Source organism: Candidatus Pelagibacter ubique HTCC8051, assembly GCF_000472605.1.
GTDB classification, from domain to species: domain Bacteria; phylum Pseudomonadota; class Alphaproteobacteria; order Pelagibacterales; family Pelagibacteraceae; genus Pelagibacter; species Pelagibacter communis_B.
This window is the reverse complement of sequence record NZ_KI421440.1, coordinates 1,170,082-1,188,627: the sequence shown is the minus strand read 5'-3', so window position 1 is coordinate 1,188,627 and position 18,546 is coordinate 1,170,082. Positions and strand designations below refer to the sequence as shown.

Sequence of the window (18,546 nt, the reverse complement as noted above, 5' to 3'; positions counted from 1 at the left end):
ATAATAAAATAATCTTAATGACGGTTAAAACTATAATTATAGAACCAAATAAATTACTAAGACAGATTTCAAAGCCTGTTGAAAATGTTGGTAAAGAAGAACAAAAACTCATGAATGATATGTTGGATACAATGTATGAAGCTAATGGTATAGGTCTTGCAGCAATTCAAATAGGTATCCCAAAAAGAATTATAGTGATGGACATTGGTAAAGATGGAAAAAAAGAACCTAGATATTTTGTAAATCCAGTTATCGTGAATAAAGATCTTGTTAAAAATACTCACGAAGAGGGATGTTTGTCAGTACCTGAACAATTTGCAGAAATAGATAGGCCTCGTAAATGTGAGGTAGAGTATCTTGATTATAATGGAAAAAGACAATTATTAAAGGCTGATGGTTTGCTTGCAACTTGTATCCAGCATGAAATGGATCATTTAGAAGGAATATTATTTATTGATTACCTATCAAAATTAAAAAAATCGATGATTGTAAAAAAATTGTCTAAATTAAAATCAAATACTGCAGTCCTTTAATTGATGGCAAAAAAGATTGTTTTTATGGGTACCCCTATGTTTGCTGTACCTATTTTAAAATCACTGTATCAGAATGGTTATCCAATATCAGATGTGTATACACAACCTCCTCAAAAATCACAAAGAGGACAGAAAATCAACAAGTCACCTATACAAGGAATTGCTGAAACTTTAAATTTAGATTTTAGAACTCCACAATATTTAAAAGATAATAATGAGGAATATGAATATTTTAAAAGTATAAATGCTGATCTTGCAATTGTTGTTGCATACGGACAAATTATTCCGAAAGAATTTTTAAGTTTAACCAAAAAAGGATTTATTAATATACATGCATCTCTTTTGCCAAAATGGAGAGGTGCAGCACCAATACAACGATCTATAATGAACCTTGATAAACAAACAGGGGTCAGTGTCATGAAAATAGCTGAACAGCTTGATACAGGCCCAGTGTGTAATACTTATAAAATAGATTTAATAAATAATCTAAACGCTAATGATATATCTGAGAAATTATCTTTAATAGCAGCTGAGAAAATATTATATAATGTTGATGATATTTTAGAAGATAAAGCAAAATTCATTGAGCAAGATCATTCAAAAGCAACATATGCATATAAAATTCAAAAGGCTGAGGGGGAAATTAATTGGAATGATGAAGCAAAAATTATTATTGGAAAAATAAATGGTTTGTATCCTGCACCAAGTGCATTTTTCATATACAAAGGCGAAAGATACAAAATTTTAAAAGCAGAAATTGGCAATGGAATTGGAAAGCCAGGAGAAATTGTTTCTGATTACCTAGAGATTGTTTGTGGGGATAAACAAACAATTAAGATTAAAGAAATCCAAAGACAAGGGAAAAAGCCCCAAAATATTGGTGAATTTATGCTTGGTTCACAAATTAAAAAAGGTGAAGTAATTTAAATGGCCAGGTATCAACTGCTTATTGAGTATGTGGGAACAGATTTTAGAGGGTGGCAAATTCAAAAAAAGGGATCAACTATTCAAGGGCTCATTCAAGAAAAACTCACAAAACTTTTAAAAGAAAAAATTATTTTAAATGGTTCAGGTAGAACTGATACGGGTGTTCATGCAATTGAACAATCTGGTCATTTTGATAGCAAAAATGAAATCATAGATTTAACAAAGTTTTTAAAATCAATTAATCATTTTTTAAATGATAAAGGGGTGGCTATTAAAAAAATCAGAAAAAGAGGCAATAAATTTCACTCAAGATTTTCTGCAAAACAAAGAATTTACAAATATATAATTTTTAATCAGATTAGTGCTCCTGTGATTGAAAAAAAAAGAGGGTGGCATGTAAGAAAACCCTTAGATCTAGATTTAATTAAAAAAGGAGCTAAGAAATTAGTTGGAACTCATGATTATTCTACTTTTAGATCATCAAGTTGTCATGCAAAAAGTCCAATTAAAACAATTAAATCAGTAAAAGTTAAATCATCAAAAAACAAAATTGAAATAGAATTTAGATCACAATCTTTTTTACAACAACAAGTTAGATCCATGGTTGGTTGTTTAAAATATTTAGGTGAAAAAAAATGGGATTTGAAAAAGTTTAATAAAGTTTTTAAATCAAAAAAAAGAATTCTTTGTGCTCCACCAGCACCTCCAGAAGGACTTTTTTTAACGAGAGTGATTTATTAATTTATTTTTATTAGTCATTGCAAATTTTCTATTAATTCGCCATCTTGACTCAGATCGTACTATATAACCACAACAATTTTTAGATTTGCATTTACATTTGAACTGTTTGTAGTTTTCATCATAACCAAAACCATAATCACAAGTAAGCTCTTCACCCTTTTTAATATCTCTTATTGCTTTGACCCATAACTTTAAACCTTTACCATCATAGTCACAATTATTATTACACGAATGATTAATTAACCTTGCAGTGTTCCATGAAAAATCACCATCAAGGTCGTATCTTTTATTAACTGTAAATAAATAAATAGGTTTGCTATTATCGTATTTATCAGACTCTTCAGTTTGTTTTTTTGTGATTAATTTACCTATGTAATCAATTATTTTTGTACCTTCTTTAATATCTTTGGTAGCATATAAACCTCTACCATTTTTATCGATGTCTGACTTTTTAATTCTATAAGGTTTCATACAAGTTTTTTAGGGTTTATTTTTAAATTATCAATTAAATTCTATCAAAGCATCTACATGTCTTTTAGTGCTATCTTGAAGAGCTTTGAGATCATAGCCTCCTTCAAGAATTGAGACCACATTTCCATTACATATTGATTTAGAAATTTCTAATGTTCTTTTTGTTAATTTGTAAAAATCCTCTGTACTTAACTTTAGCTGAGCCAATGGATCATCAATATGTGCGTCAAAACCCGCAGAAAATAAAAGAAATTCAGGTTTAAATTCCTTTAATTTTTTTAAAACAAGTTCATATGCATTTAAATATTCTTCAGCAGTGGTACCTGCTTCAAGTGGAATATTTAAAATATTATTAAATTTACCCATTTCCTTTTCTGAACCAGATCCAGGATAGTAAGGATATTGGTGTGTTGAAATGTATAACACTTTTTCATTATCATAAAAAATGTCTTGAGTTCCATTTCCATGATGAACATCAAAATCAATAATTGCAACTTTACTATAATTATATTTTTTAATTAGATAGTTAGCACCAACAGCAACATTATTATATATACAAAATCCCATTGCTTTATCTTTTTCAGCATGATGTCCTGGTGGTCTTACAGCGCAAAACGCATTTTTAAATTCTTTCTGTTGAACACCATCTATAGCTGAAATTATTGATCCAACAGCATCTTTAGTAGCTTCTTTACTTCCAGGCGAAACAACTGTGTCCCCATCAAGAAAAGCCAAACCATTTTCTGGAAATGATTTCTTTACGAGATCAATGTATTTAGAAGAATGTGTATCAATTAAAAAAGATTGATCAAATTTAGCTGGTTTTTTCCAAATTAATTTTTTGTTATCAATTTTTTTAAAGTTATCAATAACAGCTGTAACTCTATCAATTTTTTCTGGATGTCCTTCGCCTGTATTATGATTTTGATAAGTATCAGAGGTAACTAGACCAGTTTTCACTTAAAATAATTTTGTAAAATATTTGAATAAATCAAAGTAAGTTTTTTTAAATCAGACAACGAAACAGCTTCATCTACTTTATGCATTGTCTTGCCAACTAAACCAAATTCTAAACAGGGAGCTATTTTTCTAATAAATCTTGCATCAGAAGTACCACCAGTTGTTGATAATTGAGGTTTGATTTTTGTAATTTTTTTAATGATATCTCTAATCATAAAAGTTGTATTATTTGGTTTTGTAAGAAACGCTTCTCCAGAAACACTATAATCAATTTTATATTTTGATTTATTTTTATTACTTATTTTTTTTATAATTCTATCAATTTTCTTTTTTATAGAACTTGAAGTGTGTTTGTTATTAAATCTGATATTAAATTTAGCATTAGCTAACCCTGGGATTACATTATCTGCTAAATTATCAATATTTATCTTAGTAATCTCAAGATTTGTTGGTTGAAAATCTTTTGTACCATTATCAAATTTAATCTTTTTTAGTTCATTTAAAATTTGCACAAGTGCTGTTGATGGATTATTTGCTCTTTGAGGATAAGCCACATGACCTTGAACACCTATAATTGAAAGTCTACCATTCATGCTTCCTCTTCGTCCTATTTTAATCATTTCACCCAATTTATTAGGATTAGTAGGTTCACCCACTAAGCAAAAATCTATTTTTTCTTTTTTCTTTTTTAAATAATCGACTACTTTTTTAGTCCCATTGATTGCCACTCCTTCTTCATCTCCTGTAATTAAAAGACTAATAGAGCCATTAAATTTTCTTTTATTTCCAACAAAAGTACTTACTGCCGAAACAAATGCAGCGATTGAACTTTTCATATCATTAGCACCTCTTCCAATTAGATGTCCTTTTTTAACAGAGGGTTTAAACGGGTTTACTGTCCAATCTTTTAAATTTCCTGCAGGGACAACATCCAAGTGACCTGCATAACAAAAATTTGGACCTTGATTGCCAAGTCTTGCGTAAAGATTTTTTACAGGTTTGCTGTTCTTCTCATTGAACTCTAAAATTTTAGTTTTAAATCCAAGTGTTTTAAGTTTTTTTTCTAAAAACTTCATTATTCCAGCATCAATAGGTGTAACTGTTGGGAATTTAATTAGCTCCTTAGCTAATTGAAGTTCATTAATTGAAGCCATAATAAATCTATTCTCTTAAAAGATCGTTAACAGAAGTTTTAGATCTTGTTTTTTCATCAACCTGCTTAATTATTACTGCACAATAAAGTGATGGGGCAGAGGCATTGTTTTTATCAGGTAATGATCCAGGTACAACCACAGAATAAGGGGGAATTTTTCCGTAAGTTATTTCTCCGGTTTTTCTATTTACTATTTTAGTAGATTGTCCAATGTACATTCCCATACTTAAAACTGATCCTTCTCCAACAATGACACCCTCAACAACTTCTGACATTGCTCCAATAAAACAATTATCCTCAATAATAGTTGGTAATGCTTGAGCAGGCTCTAATACTCCACCAATTCCACTTCCTGCAGAGATATGGCAATTTTTTCCTATTTGGCAACAACTACCAGCACGACTAAAGGTGTCCATCATAGTCCCTTCATCGATATAAGCTCCAATATTCACGTAACATGGCATTAGCACTGCATTTTTACCAACAAACGATCCTTTTCTAACAGGTGAGTTTGGTACCATTCTAAACCCAGCTTTTTCATGATCTTCTTTTGTCCAACCAGCTGTTTTACCTTTTAATAAATGAGCTTTATCATACCAGCTACTGTAGGGCCCATTTAAGTTTTCCATCGGGTAAATTCTGAAGCTTAGCATAATAGCTTTCTTAATATGTTGATGAGTAACCCATTCACCACTAATTTTTTCTGCAACTCTAACTTTACCACTATCTAAATCAGCAATCATTTGATTGATGCTATCTTTTAAACTTTGTTCAGAATCTTGGTTTACGTTATCTTTATTTTCCCATGCATCATTTATTATCTTTTCGATATCACTCATATTTTTTATTTAGATAGTTAATTTAATTTTTCTTTAATATATTAATTTCTTGAAGAAAAGAAGGCAAGTTCTTAATCTTATAATCAATATATGGTTTGTTCGAGTCTTTTTTAGCAAAGGTCTCCTCATTTTCTAGCCAACAAGTTTTCATTCCTAAATTTTTAGCCTGTTCTAAATTATGAGCAATATCTTCAATTAAAATTGATTGATTTGGATCTAAATCAAATTTTTTAATTAATTTTTGATACGGATCTAAGTGTGGTTTTGGCACATAATTTGCATCTGTAATATCAAAAGCTCCATCAAATAATCCATCAATACCAAGTTGTTTTGTAACGTTTTCAACGTGAGCATGTGATCCATTGGTAAAAATAAATTTTTTATCTTTTATTTTAATAAGTTCTTCTCTTAAAACCTCATCTTTTGGTAGCCAACTTATATCAATATCGTGAACAAATTCTAAAAACTCTTGTGGGTTGATATTGTCATGATTCATTAAACCTGACAGCGTTGTTCCATATTCATAAAAGTATTTCTTTTGAATTTCTTTTGCTTTTACAAGATCGACATTAAATTTTTCAGAGATGAAAGAAGACATCTTTTTATCTACCTCAGAAAAAACCTTAGTTTGACCACTATAGAGAGTGTTATCTAGATCAAATATCCAATATTTTATATCAATTAAATCTCTCATTGTCTTATTAGGGTTCCTGATCCTTTATCTGATAATAGCTCAAAAAGTATAGAATGGTTTTTTCTGCCATCAATAATTACAACACCTTTTACACCATTGCTCGCAACATCTAAACAATTGTTAATTTTAGGGATCATACCCCCAGTAATGGTTGCATCTTCAATTAATTCTTTGATTGAAGCTGAATTAATTTCAGGAATTAGTTTTTGGTTATTATCCAAAACACCTTCAACGTCACTCATAATAATCAGTCTTCTTGCCTCAATTTTTTTTGCAATTGAGCCAGCAGCTGTATCTGCGTTAATATTATAAGTTTGATTGCTTTCGTCTAAACCCAATGGCGCAATCACTGGAACTTTTTTATCATTTACAATTTTATCAATAATATTTTTATTAATTTTAGTTGGCAATCCTACAAAACCTAGCTCATCATTTTCTTTGATCACACTAATAATATTATTATTTTTGGAATTAATTGTCTCACTATCGCAAGATTGTTTTTTAAGAGCTTCAACTATCTCATGATTAAATTTTATTAAAACTTGTTCAACTATTTCAATGGTTTCTTTTCCTGTAACTCTTAGGCCATTAATAAACTCACTTTTAATTCCTAATTGATTTAATTTGTTGCTTATTCTTTTACCTCCACCATGAACAATAATGGGTATAAAACCCAACTTATTAAGAGTTGTAATATCTTTTATAAAAATATTGAATAAATTTTGATCAACTAAAACACTTCCACCACATTTTATAATAATGTATTCATCATTATATTTTTCCAAATACCTTTTTACCTCATCAATTGAAGGGCCATCTGATGGTAGGATTTTGTTTAATTCTTCTTCTTTTATTTCCAACATTAAGTGACGGTTTTAACTGTAGTTCTTTTCATAATGAAAACTTGTTGAGCCATAGTTAAAATATTATTTACAGTCCAGTAGATAACTAGCCCTGCAGGGAATGGAGCTAAAATTACCGTTAGGAAAAGTGGAAAGAACATAAATATTTTTGCTTGCATAGGATCTGTTGGAGCAGGGTTAAGTTTTTGCTGTATAAACATTGATACACCCATTGCAATAGGCCAAGCACCAATCATTAAAAATGATGGAACATCGTAAGGTAGCAAACCAAATAAATTAAAAAGTGACGTTGGATCTCTTTCTGATAAATCTTGTATCCAACCATAAAATGGCATTTGTCTCATTTCAATTGTTACAAACAATACTTTGTATAATGCAAAAAATACTGGAATTTGAACTAATATAGGTAAGCATCCAGACATAGGATTCACTTTCTCTTTTTTATAAAGAGCCATCATCTCTTGCTGAAGCTTCATTTTATCATCCTTATGAAGATCTTTAAGTCTTACCATTTCCGGCTGAAGAGCTTTCATTTTTGCCATACTTTTGAATGAGAAGTTTGCAAGTGGAAAGAACGCTAGTCTTATACAAAATGTAATAGCAATGATTGCGAGACCATAATTTCCAAGCAATTTAAAGAAATAATCTATCCCATAGAATAAAGGTTTTGTAATAAAGTATAAAAATCCCCAATCAATTGCTAAATCAAATTTATCTATATTTAAAGTCTCTGCATATCCATCAATTACATCAACTCTTTTTGCTGCAACAATTATTTGCATCTCGTCTTCTATGCTAGAGTTTCCTTTTAACTCAAGAGGCTCAGTTCCTACAAAATTTGCTCGAAACTTATCTTTATAATCAAATGTAGTTTTAAATTCTTTACCACTTGGAGGTATTAACGAAGTGATCCAAAATTTATCAGAAATTCCAAGCCATCCTTTTTGCGAGGTTCTTGAAAATTTTTCTTCTTGGATATCATCATAATCTTCCTCAATTAGTTCATCATCTAATGTTGCTAGAAGTCCTTCGTGAAGGATATAAAAATTTGATATATCAGGAATTTGCTTTCTAATTATTTGTCCATACGAATAGAAATCATATTCTTTATTAGTAGAATTGATTACTTTTTGTTTAATAGAGAATAAAAATTTATCATCTAAAGCTATCTCTTTCTCAAAAGTAATTCCTTGTTCGTTAGTCCAGGATAATTTAATAGGAGATTGATTAGTTAATTTATTATTTCCCGATATTGACCATACAGAATTAGAATTTGGAATATCAATATTTTTATCTGTAGTTATAAAACCACTTTCTATTAGGTATCCATCTTTAGTATTTCTTGGTGATAAAAGTTTAACTTTCTCATCGCTTTCTAAGGCAATATTATATTCTTTAAAAGTTAGGTCATCGATTGCTGCACCCTCTAAAGAAATTGAGCCAACAATGTTTTGATTTTCAAATTTAATTCTTTTACTTTGGTTTAAAGCCTCTTCTCTTGAAATTTCGCTTACATTTTCTTTCTCATCTAGACTTGGTGCATCAGAATTTTGTTCAGTTTTATTTTTTTCTGCAAGTTGTTCTTTGGTAATTGGTGGTGGTGCAAAAAAAAGTGAATAAAGAATAATTACCGCTGCTGATAAAGAAATAGCTGCAATGACGTTTTTAGTATCCATTATTTCTTTGCCTTTATCTCTTTTTTAACTGGATCAAAACCGTCTCCTCCACCTAAAAATTTTATTGGATGGCATGATAGAATTCTTTTTAAACTCATAAAAATTCCCTTAATTAGACCAAATTCCTTTAAAGCCTCTATACTGTATTCAGAACAAGTTGGTAAATATCTGCATGATTGACCTAAAAGCGGACTTATTAGAAATTTATAACCTTTGATAAATTTAATTAAAATATTTGTGAAAATGTTCATTATTTAATTTTTTCTAAATCCTGAAATAGAGTTTCTTTTATATTTTTGTACTCATTGTTTAACATAGTTGACTTAGCAATAACAAGATATGAATAGTTAAATTTTAATGTTACTTTTTTAACTGCCTCATTAATAATATTTCTTAATCTACGTTTAATTTTATTTCTTTTAACTGCATTCCCAATTTTCTTTTTAGTAACAAAACTAATATTAAGTTTACGGTTATCTTTGTCAGTAAGTTTGCCAAAAAAAATTGTAACATATTTGTTAGAAATCTTTTTTTGCTTTAACAGATTTTTGAATTCTTCGTTTTTTGAAAGAGCAAGTATTTTGCTTTTCATTTATCTAGACTGATACTGTTAATGATTTTCTTCCTCTTGCTCTTCGTCTAGCTAAAAGTTTTTGACCACCCTTGGTCTTCATTTTTGATCTAAAACCATGTTTTCTGGCTCGTTTAACGTTAGATGGCTGGTATGTTCGCTTCATAAAATGTGGTTAAAATTTATTAATTTTTCGCTCTTTATAGTAACTAAATATATAAATAGCAAATAGAAGATTATAAAATTAACATTGTATTTAATGGAAAAAGCTAAAAAAATTAAATTATTTATAGGAATATTTTATCTAACAGCTATTTGCTTATTTTTATATTTTTTCTTTTCAAAATTTAGTCTTCAGGAATTAACGTCGTATGATTTTATAAGAGAAAATAGGTCCTATTTTAATGAACTAAAAAATTCTAATTTATTTTTATTATCAGTAATTTTTTTAGCACTTACAATTTTGTGGGTGTTTCCATTTTTAGGATTTGGTTCACCCGTTGCATTGATGGGAGGGTTCATTTTTGGCCAGTGGATAGGCACTGTTTTAGTAGTCATTGGATTAAGTATTGGTGCAACTTTTATTTATTTGTTTGGCAATTATTTTTTAAAAGAATTAATAAGAGAAAAATTTTTAAATAAATTTAAAAATCTCGAACAAAAATTTAAAAAATCTGAATTTATTTATTTATTAATATATCGTTTTATAGGAGGGATACCTTGGCAGTTAAGTTGTCTCCTGCCGACTCTTTTCAATGTAAAGGTAAATAATTTTTTCTTTGCAACTTTAATTGGAATTATACCTCAAATATTTTTAGCTGTTTCTATTGGAAGTGGTTTGGAAAAAGTTATTGAGCAAAATTCAGAAGTTCCTGGTATTACTGATATTATTTATTCTGCAGATATCTATTTGCCAATACTAGCTTTTTTTGGATTAATTTTATTATCAATTTTTTTAAGAAAATTTTTCTATAAAAATTAATTATGGTGCTCCCACCCTGTACTGACCAGGGAATTAGTCATTACCAATGACTTGATATACCATTTATCTATAGGAGCTTATGACCAAAATAATATTTAGCGATTATAAAGCATTTTTTTCAAAATATTGCCTTAATTTTTTGATTAATATGCTTTATATCTACGTGAGGAAAATTTTATGGGAATTCATTACGATTATAAATCCACTAAAGGAAATAAGCTTATGGAGAAGCAAGCTAAAAGAGAGAAGAAGCTTGCTGAAAAAAAAGCTAAACGTTTAGCTAAAGAAGGACCAAAAGAAGAGGAGGCTAAACCAAAAACTTTAGATGCCTCAAAACCAATTACATTAGACTTCCTTACTAATCCAGATAAAGAATGAATTCTAAAGAAAAAAATGAACGATTAAGCTTAGCTCTTAGAAAAAATTTAAAAAAAAGAAAACTTTTTCAAAAGAAGACAAAGAAGAAAGCTAAATAATGACAGTATTATCAGATAAGTGGATAAGAAAAATGTCCAAAGAACAAGAAATGATCTCTCCTTTTGAAGAAAAACAAGTTAGAGGAAACAGTATTTCATACGGACTTTCATCATTTGGTTATGATGCTAGAGTTTCCGATGAGTTTAAGATTTTTACCAATGTTAATTCAGAGATAGTCGACCCAAAAAATTTTAAACCAACAAACTTTGTCACAAAAAAAATATCAGAATGTATAATTCCACCAAATTCATTTGTTTTAGCAAGAACAGTTGAAAAATTTAAAATTCCAGACGATGTGTTGGTTATTTGCCTTGGTAAGTCTACTTATGCAAGATGTGGAATTATTGTAAATGTTACGCCTTTAGAACCAGGTTGGGAAGGGTATGTAACACTTGAATTTTCGAACACAACACCTTTACCAGCAAAAATATACGCAAATGAGGGCGTTGCACAATTTGTCTTTTTAAAGGGAAATGAAAAACCAGAGGTGACATATGCAGATAGGGATGGAAAATATATGGGTCAAACTGGAGTAACACTACCTAAAGTATAGTTATGCAAAAACTTGAAGTCTTTGGAGCCAATAAGCTCAAAGGACAAATAAAAATATCAGGTTCAAAGAACGCTTCTCTTCCAATTTTAGCTGCAACTTTATTATCAAGAAAAAAAGTTTATCTAAAAAATTTGCCCAGAGTAAAAGATATTGAAACGATGGTAAGCTTATTGCAATCGTTAGGTTCTAAAATTAATTTTAATAAGAATAATTTAGTTATAGATAATATAAAACAAAAAAAAAGTTTTGCATCTTATAGCTTGGTCAAAACTATGAGAGCAGGAATTTTAGTTCTTGGTCCACTACTTGCAAAATTTGGAAAAGCAAAAGTGTCGCTTCCAGGTGGTTGTGCGATTGGTACTAGACCTGTTGATATACATTTGGATGCTTTATCAAAGTTAGGTGTTAAATATAAAATTGTTCAAGGGTATGTACATGCTAAAGCTCCCAAGGGATTAATTGGTAATAAAATTAAATTTCCAAAAATATCAGTTGGTGCCACGGAAAATTTAATAATTGCAGCAAGCTTTGCAAAAGGTACTACTGTTTTAAGTAACTGTGCAATTGAACCAGAAATAAAAGATTTAGTTAATTTTTTAAAAAACATAGGATGCAATATTGAATGGATTGGTAAACGTACCATTAAAATTGAAGGAGTATCTGAAGTTAATGGAGCCACTTATTCAGTAATGTTTGATAGAATTGAGGCTGGAACTTATCTAGTTGCAGCAGCTGTGACAGAGGGAAATTTAAAGATAAAAAATGTAGTTCCTCAAATTATTCAAACAGAAATAAATACGTTAAAAAAAATAGGTGCAAAAATTAAAGTTAAGAAAGACGGAATTCATATTATAGGGAATAAAAAAATTAAAAGTATAAATATCAAAACTGCTCCATACCCTGGTTTTCCAACTGATTTACAGGCTCAAATGATGGTATTGCTATGTAAAGCAAACAATCAATCAGTAATTAAAGAGGATATTTTTGAAAACAGATTTATGCACGTTGCAGAATTAAATCGAATGGGTGCTAAAATCTCAACGAATGGTAATAAAGCAAAAGTAAGTGGTAATATTAAATTTGAAGCAGCTGAATTAATGGCAACCGACTTAAGAGCTTCTGTTTCATTAATTCTTGCAGCATTAACCGCCAATGGAAAATCTGTAATAAATCGAATTTATCACCTAGATCGTGGATATGAAAATATTGAAAAGAAATTGAAAAAAGTTGGAGCTAAAATCAGAAGAGTAAATTAATGGATAAGAAATATTTAGCAAAAATTATAGCTTCAGATTATGAAGGTTTACAAATGATTTCAGCCTGTAGTGCTGGTGCAAAAGTTAAAGTGTCAGATATAAAATATTTAGCCTCAAACAAAGTTTTCCTATTATCAATTGAGAGAACTAAAATCGAAACAGATCAAGAAGATAAGAAAATCAATAGTATTTGTAGATTTGATTTTGTTGATAAGGTTAAATCTAAAAATATAGATCAAAAAAATGAAGATTTAGTTCTAGAATTAATAACAATAGATTATCTAAAAAACAAAGATGATTATGACATTAATTTAATTTTTAATGATAATGCTCACATTGCTTTGACTACAGAAACAATTGAAGTAAGACTAGAAGATCAGAGTGAAATTAAAGACTAATGAAAACATTAAATAGTAATAATAAAAATTTTGATAAAAATTTAGATAGCTTGCTTTTGCAAAGAAAGAAAAAAGTACAGTCAAATTCAGTTTCAGTTTCAAGTATTATTAAAGATGTCAGAAAAAATGGAGACAAAGCTTTAGTAAAATATGAAAAAAGATTTAATAAAAATACTAAAATTGTTCCTTCTCAAAAACAGATTTCTAATTCAATAAAATCACTAGATAAAAAAGTAAAGCAAGCAATCGATATTGCTTATAATAGAATTTATAAATTTCACTCACTTCAAAAATTTAAAAACATCTCTTACGTCGATAAATATAAAAATAAACTTGAGTATAAATACATACCCTTAGAGTCGGTTGCAATTTATGTACCTGGTTCAACAGCCTCATATCCCTCAAGTGTATTAATGAATGCTATTCCAGCAATTGTTGCTGGAGTTAAAAGAATTGTGATGATTAATCCAGGATTTAAAGGAAAACAAAATCCAGCAGTATTATATGCTGCACGTAAGTGTAAAATTAAAGAGATTTATTCTATAGGGGGCCCTTCAGCGATTGCAGCTGTAGCTTATGGAACAAAAAAAATTAATAAAGTTAATAAAATAGTAGGCCCTGGAAATGCTTATGTAGCAGCGGCCAAAAAAGAAGTTTTTGGTGATGTTGGAATTGAAGGAATGACAGCAGGCCCTTCAGAAGTCACCATTGTTTGTGATAAATTTTCAAATCCAGAATGGGTTGCAAGTGATTTAATTGGACAAGCAGAACATGATAATCTTGCACAATGTATTTTAATTTCAAAAGATAAATCTTTAATAGATAAGGTTCAAAATGAAATTTCTAATCAATTAAAAGAAATTCCAAGATCATCTATTGCAAGACAAAGTTTATCAAGTAATGGGATTTTAATGCACATTAGTTCTGATAAGAAAATAATTGATGTGGTGAATAAAATAGCACCTGAACATTTGGAGCTAAATGTAAAAAATTATAATTCATTTGTGCCAAAAATTAAAAGTTCAGGATCTGTTTGTTTAGGAAAATATGCTGTTATGGCAATGACAGACTACAATGTTGGTTCTAACCACATATTACCAACAAATGGTTCAGCTAAATATTCAAGTGGAGTAAGTGTAAATGAATTTTATAAACGGATTTCCTATATAAACTTATCTAAAAAGGGTATTGAAAGTCTTGGTCCTTCAGTTATAACACTTGCAAATTACGAAGGATTAGCGGGACACGCTCAATCTGTAAAAAAAAGAATTAGGAGAAAATAAAATTGTCTAAACAAGATTTGCTTGAATTTAAAGGAAAGGTCATGGACCTTCTTCCAAATGCAATGTTTAGAGTTAAGCTAGAGAATGGGCATACTGTTACTGCTCACACTGCTGGTAAGTTAAGAAAAAACAGAATTAGAGTATTGCAAGGCGATAACGTGACAGTTGAGATGACACCTTACGACCTTACAAAAGGCAGAATAATCTTTAGGGGTTAATTTTTGCCTCGGTAGCTCAGGAGTAGAGCAGAGCCCTGAAAAGGCTTGTGTCGGAGGTGCGAATCCTTCCCGAGGCACCACCATAAACTTTTCATCTTGAAATAATTAAAAAATCAAATTAGCCTTATGAAATAATAAATAACATAAGGACTGAGAAATAAGATGAGCACACTAACTGGTAAAATCAAATGGTATAATGGTAAAAAAGGCTATGGTTTCATCGAAAGAGATGACAAAGAAAAAGATGCCTTTGTGCATGCATCAGCAGTTAAAGAAGCTGGCATGAGATATCTAAATGAAGGGGACAAACTAGAATTTTCATTAGAGGACGGTCCAAAAGGACCTTCTGCAGTTAATCTAAAAAAAATAGATTAATTTTTAAATATTTTGAAGGGCGTTAAATCTACAAATAGATCAACTTCCTTTTTATTTTTACTTGAATAATGACAATTATTGTCTAAAAGACTGCTCATGATTATAAATATTACATACAGAGAGACTTCAAGAAGCACTCATAGAATCTGTTTCCATAGCCTGTAGGCTATTTATTTATAATATAATTTTTAATCCACACAAAAATAATATAAAAACAAGGAATGCCTGGGTGGTGTAACGGTTAGCACGAAAGTTTGTGGAACTTTAAGTTTGAGTTCGATTCTCAGCCCGGGTACCAAAAAATGAATAAAGAAAATAAATTAGTACCTGGATTACCTTCAGGTTTTGAAGATCGTTGGGATAAAAAACTTCTTCTCAAAAAAAAGCTATTAAAAGCTATTGAGAATAATTTTATCAAGTTTGGAGCAGAAGCTCTTGAAACTCCTTCGTTTGAAATTAGTGAAAACATAGGATCTTTTCTAGCAGAAGATGATAGCAATCCTATGTCTGATGTATTCTCATTTGAGGATGGTGAAAAAAGTATTACCCTTCGATATGATTTATCTAGTCCTCTAGCAAGATTTGTTGCACAAAACAATCAAGAGTTACCTTCTATTTATAAACGTTATGCTATTCAAAATGTATTTCGTAACGAAAAAGCTGGAAATGGACGTTACAGAGAATTTATGCAAGCAGACTTTGATATTGTTGGAAATGTTAATCCTGCCCAAGCAAATGCTGAACTTTGTAACTTAATTTCAAGTACATTATCAGATTGTGGATTAAACAAAGATCAATTCACTATCAATGTAAGTAATAGAAAAATTGTTCAAGGGTTAATTAATGAATTAAAAATTTCTGAAGAAAAACAAATAAAAGTTATCAGAGCAATTGATAAATTAGATAAGCCTGGATTTGGTTTAAAAGGAGTTGAAGACCTCCTTAAAAAAGAAAGAAAAGATCAGAGTGGGGCTATTACTAAAGGAGCGGATCTATTGGATGATCAAGCTGCACAAATATTAAATTTTTTAAAAATAAAAGATTTAAAAGAATTAAAAGAAACTTTAAAAAATCCATTATCTCAAGAAGGAATAAGTGAGCTTGAGAATATATTTGAGATATTAGGATATGGATCAAACCTAAATCAAGTTAAGACTAATTTTACAATCGTTAGAGGTCTTGCTTATTATTCAGATTTTATTGTAGAGACTAATTTAAATTTCAAAGTTACTAATAACAAAAGAAAAGAAGTAGATATTGGAAGCATATGTTCAGGGGGTGCTTATGCAAAACTCATCTCAAGATTTAGAGGGGTAGATATTCCAGGAACAGGAATTAGTTTTGGTGTGGATAGGTTGTTATTTGCTTTGATGCAATTAAATCAAATTAAAATAGAAGATCAAAAACCTGTTTTAGTTTGTGTAATGGATCAAAAATATTTGAAAAATTATTATGAATTAGTGGATCAATTAAGAGACAATAATATTAATGCTGAAGTCTTTTTAAACACTAAAAAAAACCTAGGTAAACAACTTGATTTAGCAAATAAACGTCAATTAACTGTTGCTGTTATTTGTGGAGAAAATGAATTTAATGAAAACACGGTTACTATTAAAAACCTTAAAGGTGTTAAGGGTGAAAACAATCAAACAATCCCAAAAGCTGATTTAATTAATGAAATCAAAAAACTTATCTGAAAATATCCTTAGATCGGTCAAATCTAAAGGATTTAAGTATATTGATTTACCCTCAGTAATTGAGGCTAATCATATTGTTCAAAGATCAGGTGAAAATTTTAGAAAATTTATATTCTCGTTTATTGATCAAAATGGAAGCGAGCTTTGTCTTAGACCCGACTTAACTATTGCTTCATGTCTTAGGTATTTGGAAAACAATTTAAAAGGAAAAGAGAAGATATTTTATAGTGGTCAGGCTTACCGAAAATCACAAAATAAAAAAGACTCTATTATTAGAGACCAAGTTGGGTTTGAAATTATTGGATCAAAAGATGAAAAAAATGATGATAAAGAAATTATCAATACTTCCTTAAAATCTTTACAAAATATTAAATATACGACAGGAACTTTAACAATTGGGAATGTTGAAATCTTTAATTTGTTAATTTCAAAACTAGATATTCCAAAACGTTGGAAGTTAAGATTATCAAGACATTTTTGGAGAGAGAAATATTTTAATGATCTATTAAAAAGATTAGAGACCAATTCAGATGTAGATCCAACTATTGTTGAGATTGATAAGAAACGATATTTTAAAATGTTAAAAGAAGATCTATCCAAAGTTATCGCAGGAAGGTCAATTAATGAAATTTTAAAAAGATTTGATAATAAGATTAGAGATCCAAGAGGAGCAAAAAAAGGTGAAAATGTATCAAAAATTATTAAGGAGTTTTTAAAAATTAAATGTCCAATTAATAAAGCTGCAAGTGAACTTAATAAGTTTTTTAAAAAGAATAAGATTAATTTAGTAGTTGATCAAAAATATTTTCCAATCTCAAATAATAAAATTTCAAAACTAAATGTTGTTTTCTCTGCTTCATTTGGAAGACAATTAGAATATTACACAGGCATGGTATTTAAAATTAATATCAAGTTTAAGACAAAAAATAGAAATATAATTAATGGTGGAAGATATGATAAATTAATTTCAGATCTTGGGGCCAAAAATCAAGTAGCAGCAGTAGGAGCCGCTTTAAATTTAAATTACTAATGAAAAAAAATATAATTAATATTGGTATTCCAAGCAAAGGTAGACTTAGAAAAGATATTTTAAAAATATTTAAAAAGAATAAACTAAACTTGGTATCTGAGCGTGGTGAGAGAGATTTATTAGGATCAATAAAACAATTAAAAAAAGTTAAAGTTTTATATCTTCATGCGAGAGAAATAGTTGAAAGACTTGGTGATGGCTCATTAGATCTTGGTTTTTCTGGATATGATTTATTTAAAGAGAGTGAAGTAAATATTCAAAATAAAATCAATGTATCTAAAAGATATGATTTTGGAAAAGCAACTTTAGTTGTTGCCATTCCTGACCCTTGGATAGATGTTCAAACGGTAGCTGATTTGGAGGAAATTGCATTTGAGTTTAAAGATAAAAAGAAGAAAAGATTAAGAGTTGCAACTAAATATCCAAATTTAACCAGAGAATTTTTATTTTCAAAAGGGGTTACTCAATTTAAATTAGTTGGAAGTCTAGGGGCAACGGAGGCTTATCCTTTTACTGGATCAAGTGAAATTATCACTGATATAACCTCAACAGGTGAAACTTTAAAAGCTAACAATCTTCGTATTTTAAAGGATGGAGAAATATTAAAATCTGAAGCATGTATGATGACATCAAAATCATCTGTAAAAAAACCAGAAGTTAAGAAATTAGTTAAACTACTTTCTAAGAATTAAATCTTTCCAATAAATTAAAATAATCTTAATAATATCAAGGTTTCTAGCGATTGCATAAAGCGCAATCACTACCCCTATTATAAATAAAATTTTTAATATTAAGAATAATTCCATTAAATAAGTTTTAAATAATTAAATATATTAATCATATTTTTAC

The 18,546-nt window shown here is 29.3% G+C and carries 24 protein-coding genes and 2 tRNA genes; 16 read left to right on the top strand and 10 right to left on the bottom strand.

Features of this window, described 5'->3' with window-relative positions:
• Positions 1 to 17 precede the first annotated feature (17 nt).
• Genes F754_RS0106440 through truA form a run of 3 tightly spaced genes read left to right on the top strand, consistent with a single transcriptional unit; the run spans position 18 to position 2,201 of the window.
• The gene (locus tag F754_RS0106440; RefSeq protein ID WP_023649096.1) at positions 18 to 533 is read left to right on the top strand and encodes a peptide deformylase; all 516 of its coding nucleotides are present in this window, start codon (positions 18 to 20) and stop codon (positions 531 to 533) included.
• A gap of 3 nt (positions 534 to 536) precedes the next feature.
• Positions 537 to 1,460 (top strand): methionyl-tRNA formyltransferase, encoded by a 924-nt coding sequence (locus F754_RS0106435; protein ID WP_023649095.1) that lies wholly within the window; start codon positions 537 to 539, stop codon positions 1,458 to 1,460.
• On the top strand, positions 1,461 to 2,201 hold the full coding sequence (gene truA, locus F754_RS0106430) for a tRNA pseudouridine(38-40) synthase TruA (RefSeq protein WP_023649094.1): 741 nt from the start codon (positions 1,461 to 1,463) through the stop codon (positions 2,199 to 2,201).
• Here truA and F754_RS0106425 read toward each other — a convergent pair.
• The 10 genes from F754_RS0106425 to rpmH are packed head-to-tail and all read right to left on the bottom strand — an operon-like array spanning position 2,181 to position 9,594.
• Complete coding sequence (locus F754_RS0106425; RefSeq protein ID WP_023649093.1) at positions 2,181 to 2,672, bottom strand: SET domain-containing protein; 492 nt, start codon at positions 2,670 to 2,672, stop codon at positions 2,181 to 2,183. The genes truA and F754_RS0106425 overlap by 21 nt on opposite strands.
• Positions 2,673 to 2,702: 30 nt before the next feature.
• Positions 2,703 to 3,632: a histone deacetylase family protein gene (locus F754_RS0106420; protein WP_023649092.1), complete on the bottom strand. Its 930-nt coding sequence runs from the start codon at positions 3,630 to 3,632 to the stop codon at positions 2,703 to 2,705.
• Entirely contained in the window at positions 3,629 to 4,786 is a 1,158-nt protein-coding gene (gene dapE, locus F754_RS0106415) for a succinyl-diaminopimelate desuccinylase (RefSeq protein ID WP_023649091.1), read from the bottom strand. The genes F754_RS0106420 and dapE overlap by 4 nt, the downstream gene beginning before the upstream one ends.
• 7 nt (positions 4,787 to 4,793) lie before the next feature.
• Complete coding sequence (dapD, locus tag F754_RS0106410) at positions 4,794 to 5,624, bottom strand: 2,3,4,5-tetrahydropyridine-2,6-dicarboxylate N-succinyltransferase (protein WP_023649090.1); 831 nt, start codon at positions 5,622 to 5,624, stop codon at positions 4,794 to 4,796.
• 22 nt (positions 5,625 to 5,646) lie between these two features.
• Positions 5,647 to 6,318 (bottom strand): pyrimidine 5'-nucleotidase, encoded by a 672-nt coding sequence (locus F754_RS0106405; RefSeq protein ID WP_023649089.1) that lies wholly within the window; start codon positions 6,316 to 6,318, stop codon positions 5,647 to 5,649.
• A complete protein-coding gene (gene argB, locus F754_RS0106400; protein ID WP_023649088.1) occupies positions 6,315 to 7,181 on the bottom strand; it encodes an acetylglutamate kinase in 867 nt (288 codons plus the stop codon). Before argB ends, F754_RS0106405 begins: the two co-directional genes overlap by 4 nt.
• Positions 7,181 to 8,857, bottom strand: a complete 1,677-nt coding sequence (gene yidC, locus F754_RS0106395; protein WP_023649087.1) for a membrane protein insertase YidC — start codon at positions 8,855 to 8,857, stop codon at positions 7,181 to 7,183. Before yidC ends, argB begins: the two co-directional genes overlap by 1 nt.
• Positions 8,857 to 9,108 carry a membrane protein insertion efficiency factor YidD gene (gene yidD / locus F754_RS0106390; RefSeq protein ID WP_023649086.1) on the bottom strand — a complete coding sequence of 84 codons (252 nt, stop codon included), beginning with the start codon at positions 9,106 to 9,108 and terminating at the stop codon, positions 8,857 to 8,859. The genes yidC and yidD overlap by 1 nt, the downstream gene beginning before the upstream one ends.
• Positions 9,108 to 9,449, bottom strand: a complete 342-nt coding sequence (gene rnpA, locus F754_RS0106385; RefSeq protein WP_023649085.1) for a ribonuclease P protein component — start codon at positions 9,447 to 9,449, stop codon at positions 9,108 to 9,110. Before rnpA ends, yidD begins: the two co-directional genes overlap by 1 nt.
• Before the next feature lie 4 nt (positions 9,450 to 9,453).
• Positions 9,454 to 9,594, bottom strand: a complete 141-nt coding sequence (rpmH, locus tag F754_RS0106380) for a 50S ribosomal protein L34 (protein ID WP_008545591.1) — start codon at positions 9,592 to 9,594, stop codon at positions 9,454 to 9,456.
• A 93-nt stretch (positions 9,595 to 9,687) separates the two neighbouring features.
• On the opposite strand from rpmH, the gene F754_RS0106375 reads away from it, so the two are divergent.
• From F754_RS0106375 to F754_RS0106310, 13 genes are all read left to right on the top strand, one after another.
• Positions 9,688 to 10,410: a VTT domain-containing protein gene (locus tag F754_RS0106375; RefSeq protein ID WP_023649084.1), complete on the top strand. Its 723-nt coding sequence runs from the start codon at positions 9,688 to 9,690 to the stop codon at positions 10,408 to 10,410.
• Between the two features lie 177 nt (positions 10,411 to 10,587).
• A complete protein-coding gene (locus tag F754_RS0106370) occupies positions 10,588 to 10,788 on the top strand; it encodes a hypothetical protein (protein WP_023649083.1) in 201 nt (66 codons plus the stop codon).
• Positions 10,789 to 10,885: 97 nt separating this feature from the next.
• Positions 10,886 to 11,440, top strand: a complete 555-nt coding sequence (locus F754_RS0106360; RefSeq protein WP_023649081.1) for a dCTP deaminase — start codon at positions 10,886 to 10,888, stop codon at positions 11,438 to 11,440.
• Between the two features lie 2 nt (positions 11,441 to 11,442).
• On the top strand, positions 11,443 to 12,696 hold the full coding sequence (gene murA / locus F754_RS0106355) for a UDP-N-acetylglucosamine 1-carboxyvinyltransferase (RefSeq protein ID WP_023649080.1): 1,254 nt from the start codon (positions 11,443 to 11,445) through the stop codon (positions 12,694 to 12,696).
• Positions 12,696 to 13,094 (top strand): DUF2948 family protein, encoded by a 399-nt coding sequence (locus F754_RS0106350; RefSeq protein ID WP_023649079.1) that lies wholly within the window; start codon positions 12,696 to 12,698, stop codon positions 13,092 to 13,094. The genes murA and F754_RS0106350 overlap by 1 nt, the downstream gene beginning before the upstream one ends.
• A complete protein-coding gene (gene hisD, locus F754_RS0106345) occupies positions 13,094 to 14,377 on the top strand; it encodes a histidinol dehydrogenase (RefSeq protein WP_023649078.1) in 1,284 nt (427 codons plus the stop codon). The genes F754_RS0106350 and hisD overlap by 1 nt, the downstream gene beginning before the upstream one ends.
• A gap of 2 nt (positions 14,378 to 14,379) precedes the next feature.
• Positions 14,380 to 14,595, top strand: a complete 216-nt coding sequence (gene infA / locus F754_RS0106340; RefSeq protein WP_023649077.1) for a translation initiation factor IF-1 — start codon at positions 14,380 to 14,382, stop codon at positions 14,593 to 14,595.
• A gap of 5 nt (positions 14,596 to 14,600) precedes the next feature.
• Positions 14,601 to 14,675: transfer RNA gene (locus F754_RS0106335), tRNA-Phe, on the top strand.
• Between the two features lie 82 nt (positions 14,676 to 14,757).
• On the top strand, positions 14,758 to 14,970 hold the full coding sequence (locus tag F754_RS0106330) for a cold-shock protein (RefSeq protein WP_023649076.1): 213 nt from the start codon (positions 14,758 to 14,760) through the stop codon (positions 14,968 to 14,970).
• 223 nt (positions 14,971 to 15,193) lie between these two features.
• Positions 15,194 to 15,268, top strand: a tRNA-His gene (locus F754_RS0106325).
• 4 nt (positions 15,269 to 15,272) lie between these two features.
• Entirely contained in the window at positions 15,273 to 16,667 is a 1,395-nt protein-coding gene (locus F754_RS0106320) for a histidine--tRNA ligase (protein ID WP_023649075.1), read from the top strand.
• Entirely contained in the window at positions 16,645 to 17,697 is a 1,053-nt protein-coding gene (locus F754_RS0106315; protein WP_023649074.1) for an ATP phosphoribosyltransferase regulatory subunit, read from the top strand. Before F754_RS0106320 ends, F754_RS0106315 begins: the two co-directional genes overlap by 23 nt.
• The gene (locus F754_RS0106310) at positions 17,697 to 18,389 is read left to right on the top strand and encodes an ATP phosphoribosyltransferase (RefSeq protein ID WP_023649073.1); all 693 of its coding nucleotides are present in this window, start codon (positions 17,697 to 17,699) and stop codon (positions 18,387 to 18,389) included. Before F754_RS0106315 ends, F754_RS0106310 begins: the two co-directional genes overlap by 1 nt.
• Positions 18,390 to 18,546 lie beyond the last annotated feature (157 nt).

Excerpts from the sequence above, each read along its gene's own strand:
- F754_RS0106405 (WP_023649089.1), bottom strand. The coding sequence starts at position 6,318 with ATGAGAGATTTAATTGATATAAAATATTGGATATTTGATCTAGATAAC.
- F754_RS0106315 (WP_023649074.1), top strand. The coding sequence starts at position 16,645 with ATGAAATCAAAAAACTTATCTGAAAATATCCTTAGATCGGTCAAATCT.
- rpmH (WP_008545591.1), bottom strand. The coding sequence starts at position 9,594 with ATGAAGCGAACATACCAGCCATCTAACGTTAAACGAGCCAGAAAACAT.
- F754_RS0106370 (WP_023649083.1), top strand. The coding sequence starts at position 10,588 with ATGGGAATTCATTACGATTATAAATCCACTAAAGGAAATAAGCTTATG.
- F754_RS0106330 (WP_023649076.1), top strand. The coding sequence starts at position 14,758 with ATGAGCACACTAACTGGTAAAATCAAATGGTATAATGGTAAAAAAGGC.
- F754_RS0106320 (WP_023649075.1), top strand. The coding sequence starts at position 15,273 with ATGAATAAAGAAAATAAATTAGTACCTGGATTACCTTCAGGTTTTGAA.
- F754_RS0106375 (WP_023649084.1), top strand. The coding sequence starts at position 9,688 with ATGGAAAAAGCTAAAAAAATTAAATTATTTATAGGAATATTTTATCTA.
- argB (WP_023649088.1), bottom strand. The coding sequence starts at position 7,181 with ATGTTGGAAATAAAAGAAGAAGAATTAAACAAAATCCTACCATCAGAT.
- dapE (WP_023649091.1), bottom strand. The coding sequence starts at position 4,786 with ATGGCTTCAATTAATGAACTTCAATTAGCTAAGGAGCTAATTAAATTC.
- yidD (WP_023649086.1), bottom strand. The coding sequence starts at position 9,108 with ATGAACATTTTCACAAATATTTTAATTAAATTTATCAAAGGTTATAAA.
- F754_RS0106310 (WP_023649073.1), top strand. The coding sequence starts at position 17,697 with ATGAAAAAAAATATAATTAATATTGGTATTCCAAGCAAAGGTAGACTT.
- F754_RS0106440 (WP_023649096.1), top strand. The coding sequence starts at position 18 with ATGACGGTTAAAACTATAATTATAGAACCAAATAAATTACTAAGACAG.
- dapD (WP_023649090.1), bottom strand. The coding sequence starts at position 5,624 with ATGAGTGATATCGAAAAGATAATAAATGATGCATGGGAAAATAAAGAT.
- F754_RS0106435 (WP_023649095.1), top strand. The coding sequence starts at position 537 with ATGGCAAAAAAGATTGTTTTTATGGGTACCCCTATGTTTGCTGTACCT.
- hisD (WP_023649078.1), top strand. The coding sequence starts at position 13,094 with ATGAAAACATTAAATAGTAATAATAAAAATTTTGATAAAAATTTAGAT.
- rnpA (WP_023649085.1), bottom strand. The coding sequence starts at position 9,449 with ATGAAAAGCAAAATACTTGCTCTTTCAAAAAACGAAGAATTCAAAAAT.
- truA (WP_023649094.1), top strand. The coding sequence starts at position 1,461 with ATGGCCAGGTATCAACTGCTTATTGAGTATGTGGGAACAGATTTTAGA.
- yidC (WP_023649087.1), bottom strand. The coding sequence starts at position 8,857 with ATGGATACTAAAAACGTCATTGCAGCTATTTCTTTATCAGCAGCGGTA.
- murA (WP_023649080.1), top strand. The coding sequence starts at position 11,443 with ATGCAAAAACTTGAAGTCTTTGGAGCCAATAAGCTCAAAGGACAAATA.
- F754_RS0106350 (WP_023649079.1), top strand. The coding sequence starts at position 12,696 with ATGGATAAGAAATATTTAGCAAAAATTATAGCTTCAGATTATGAAGGT.
- F754_RS0106360 (WP_023649081.1), top strand. The coding sequence starts at position 10,886 with ATGACAGTATTATCAGATAAGTGGATAAGAAAAATGTCCAAAGAACAA.
- F754_RS0106425 (WP_023649093.1), bottom strand. The coding sequence starts at position 2,672 with ATGAAACCTTATAGAATTAAAAAGTCAGACATCGATAAAAATGGTAGA.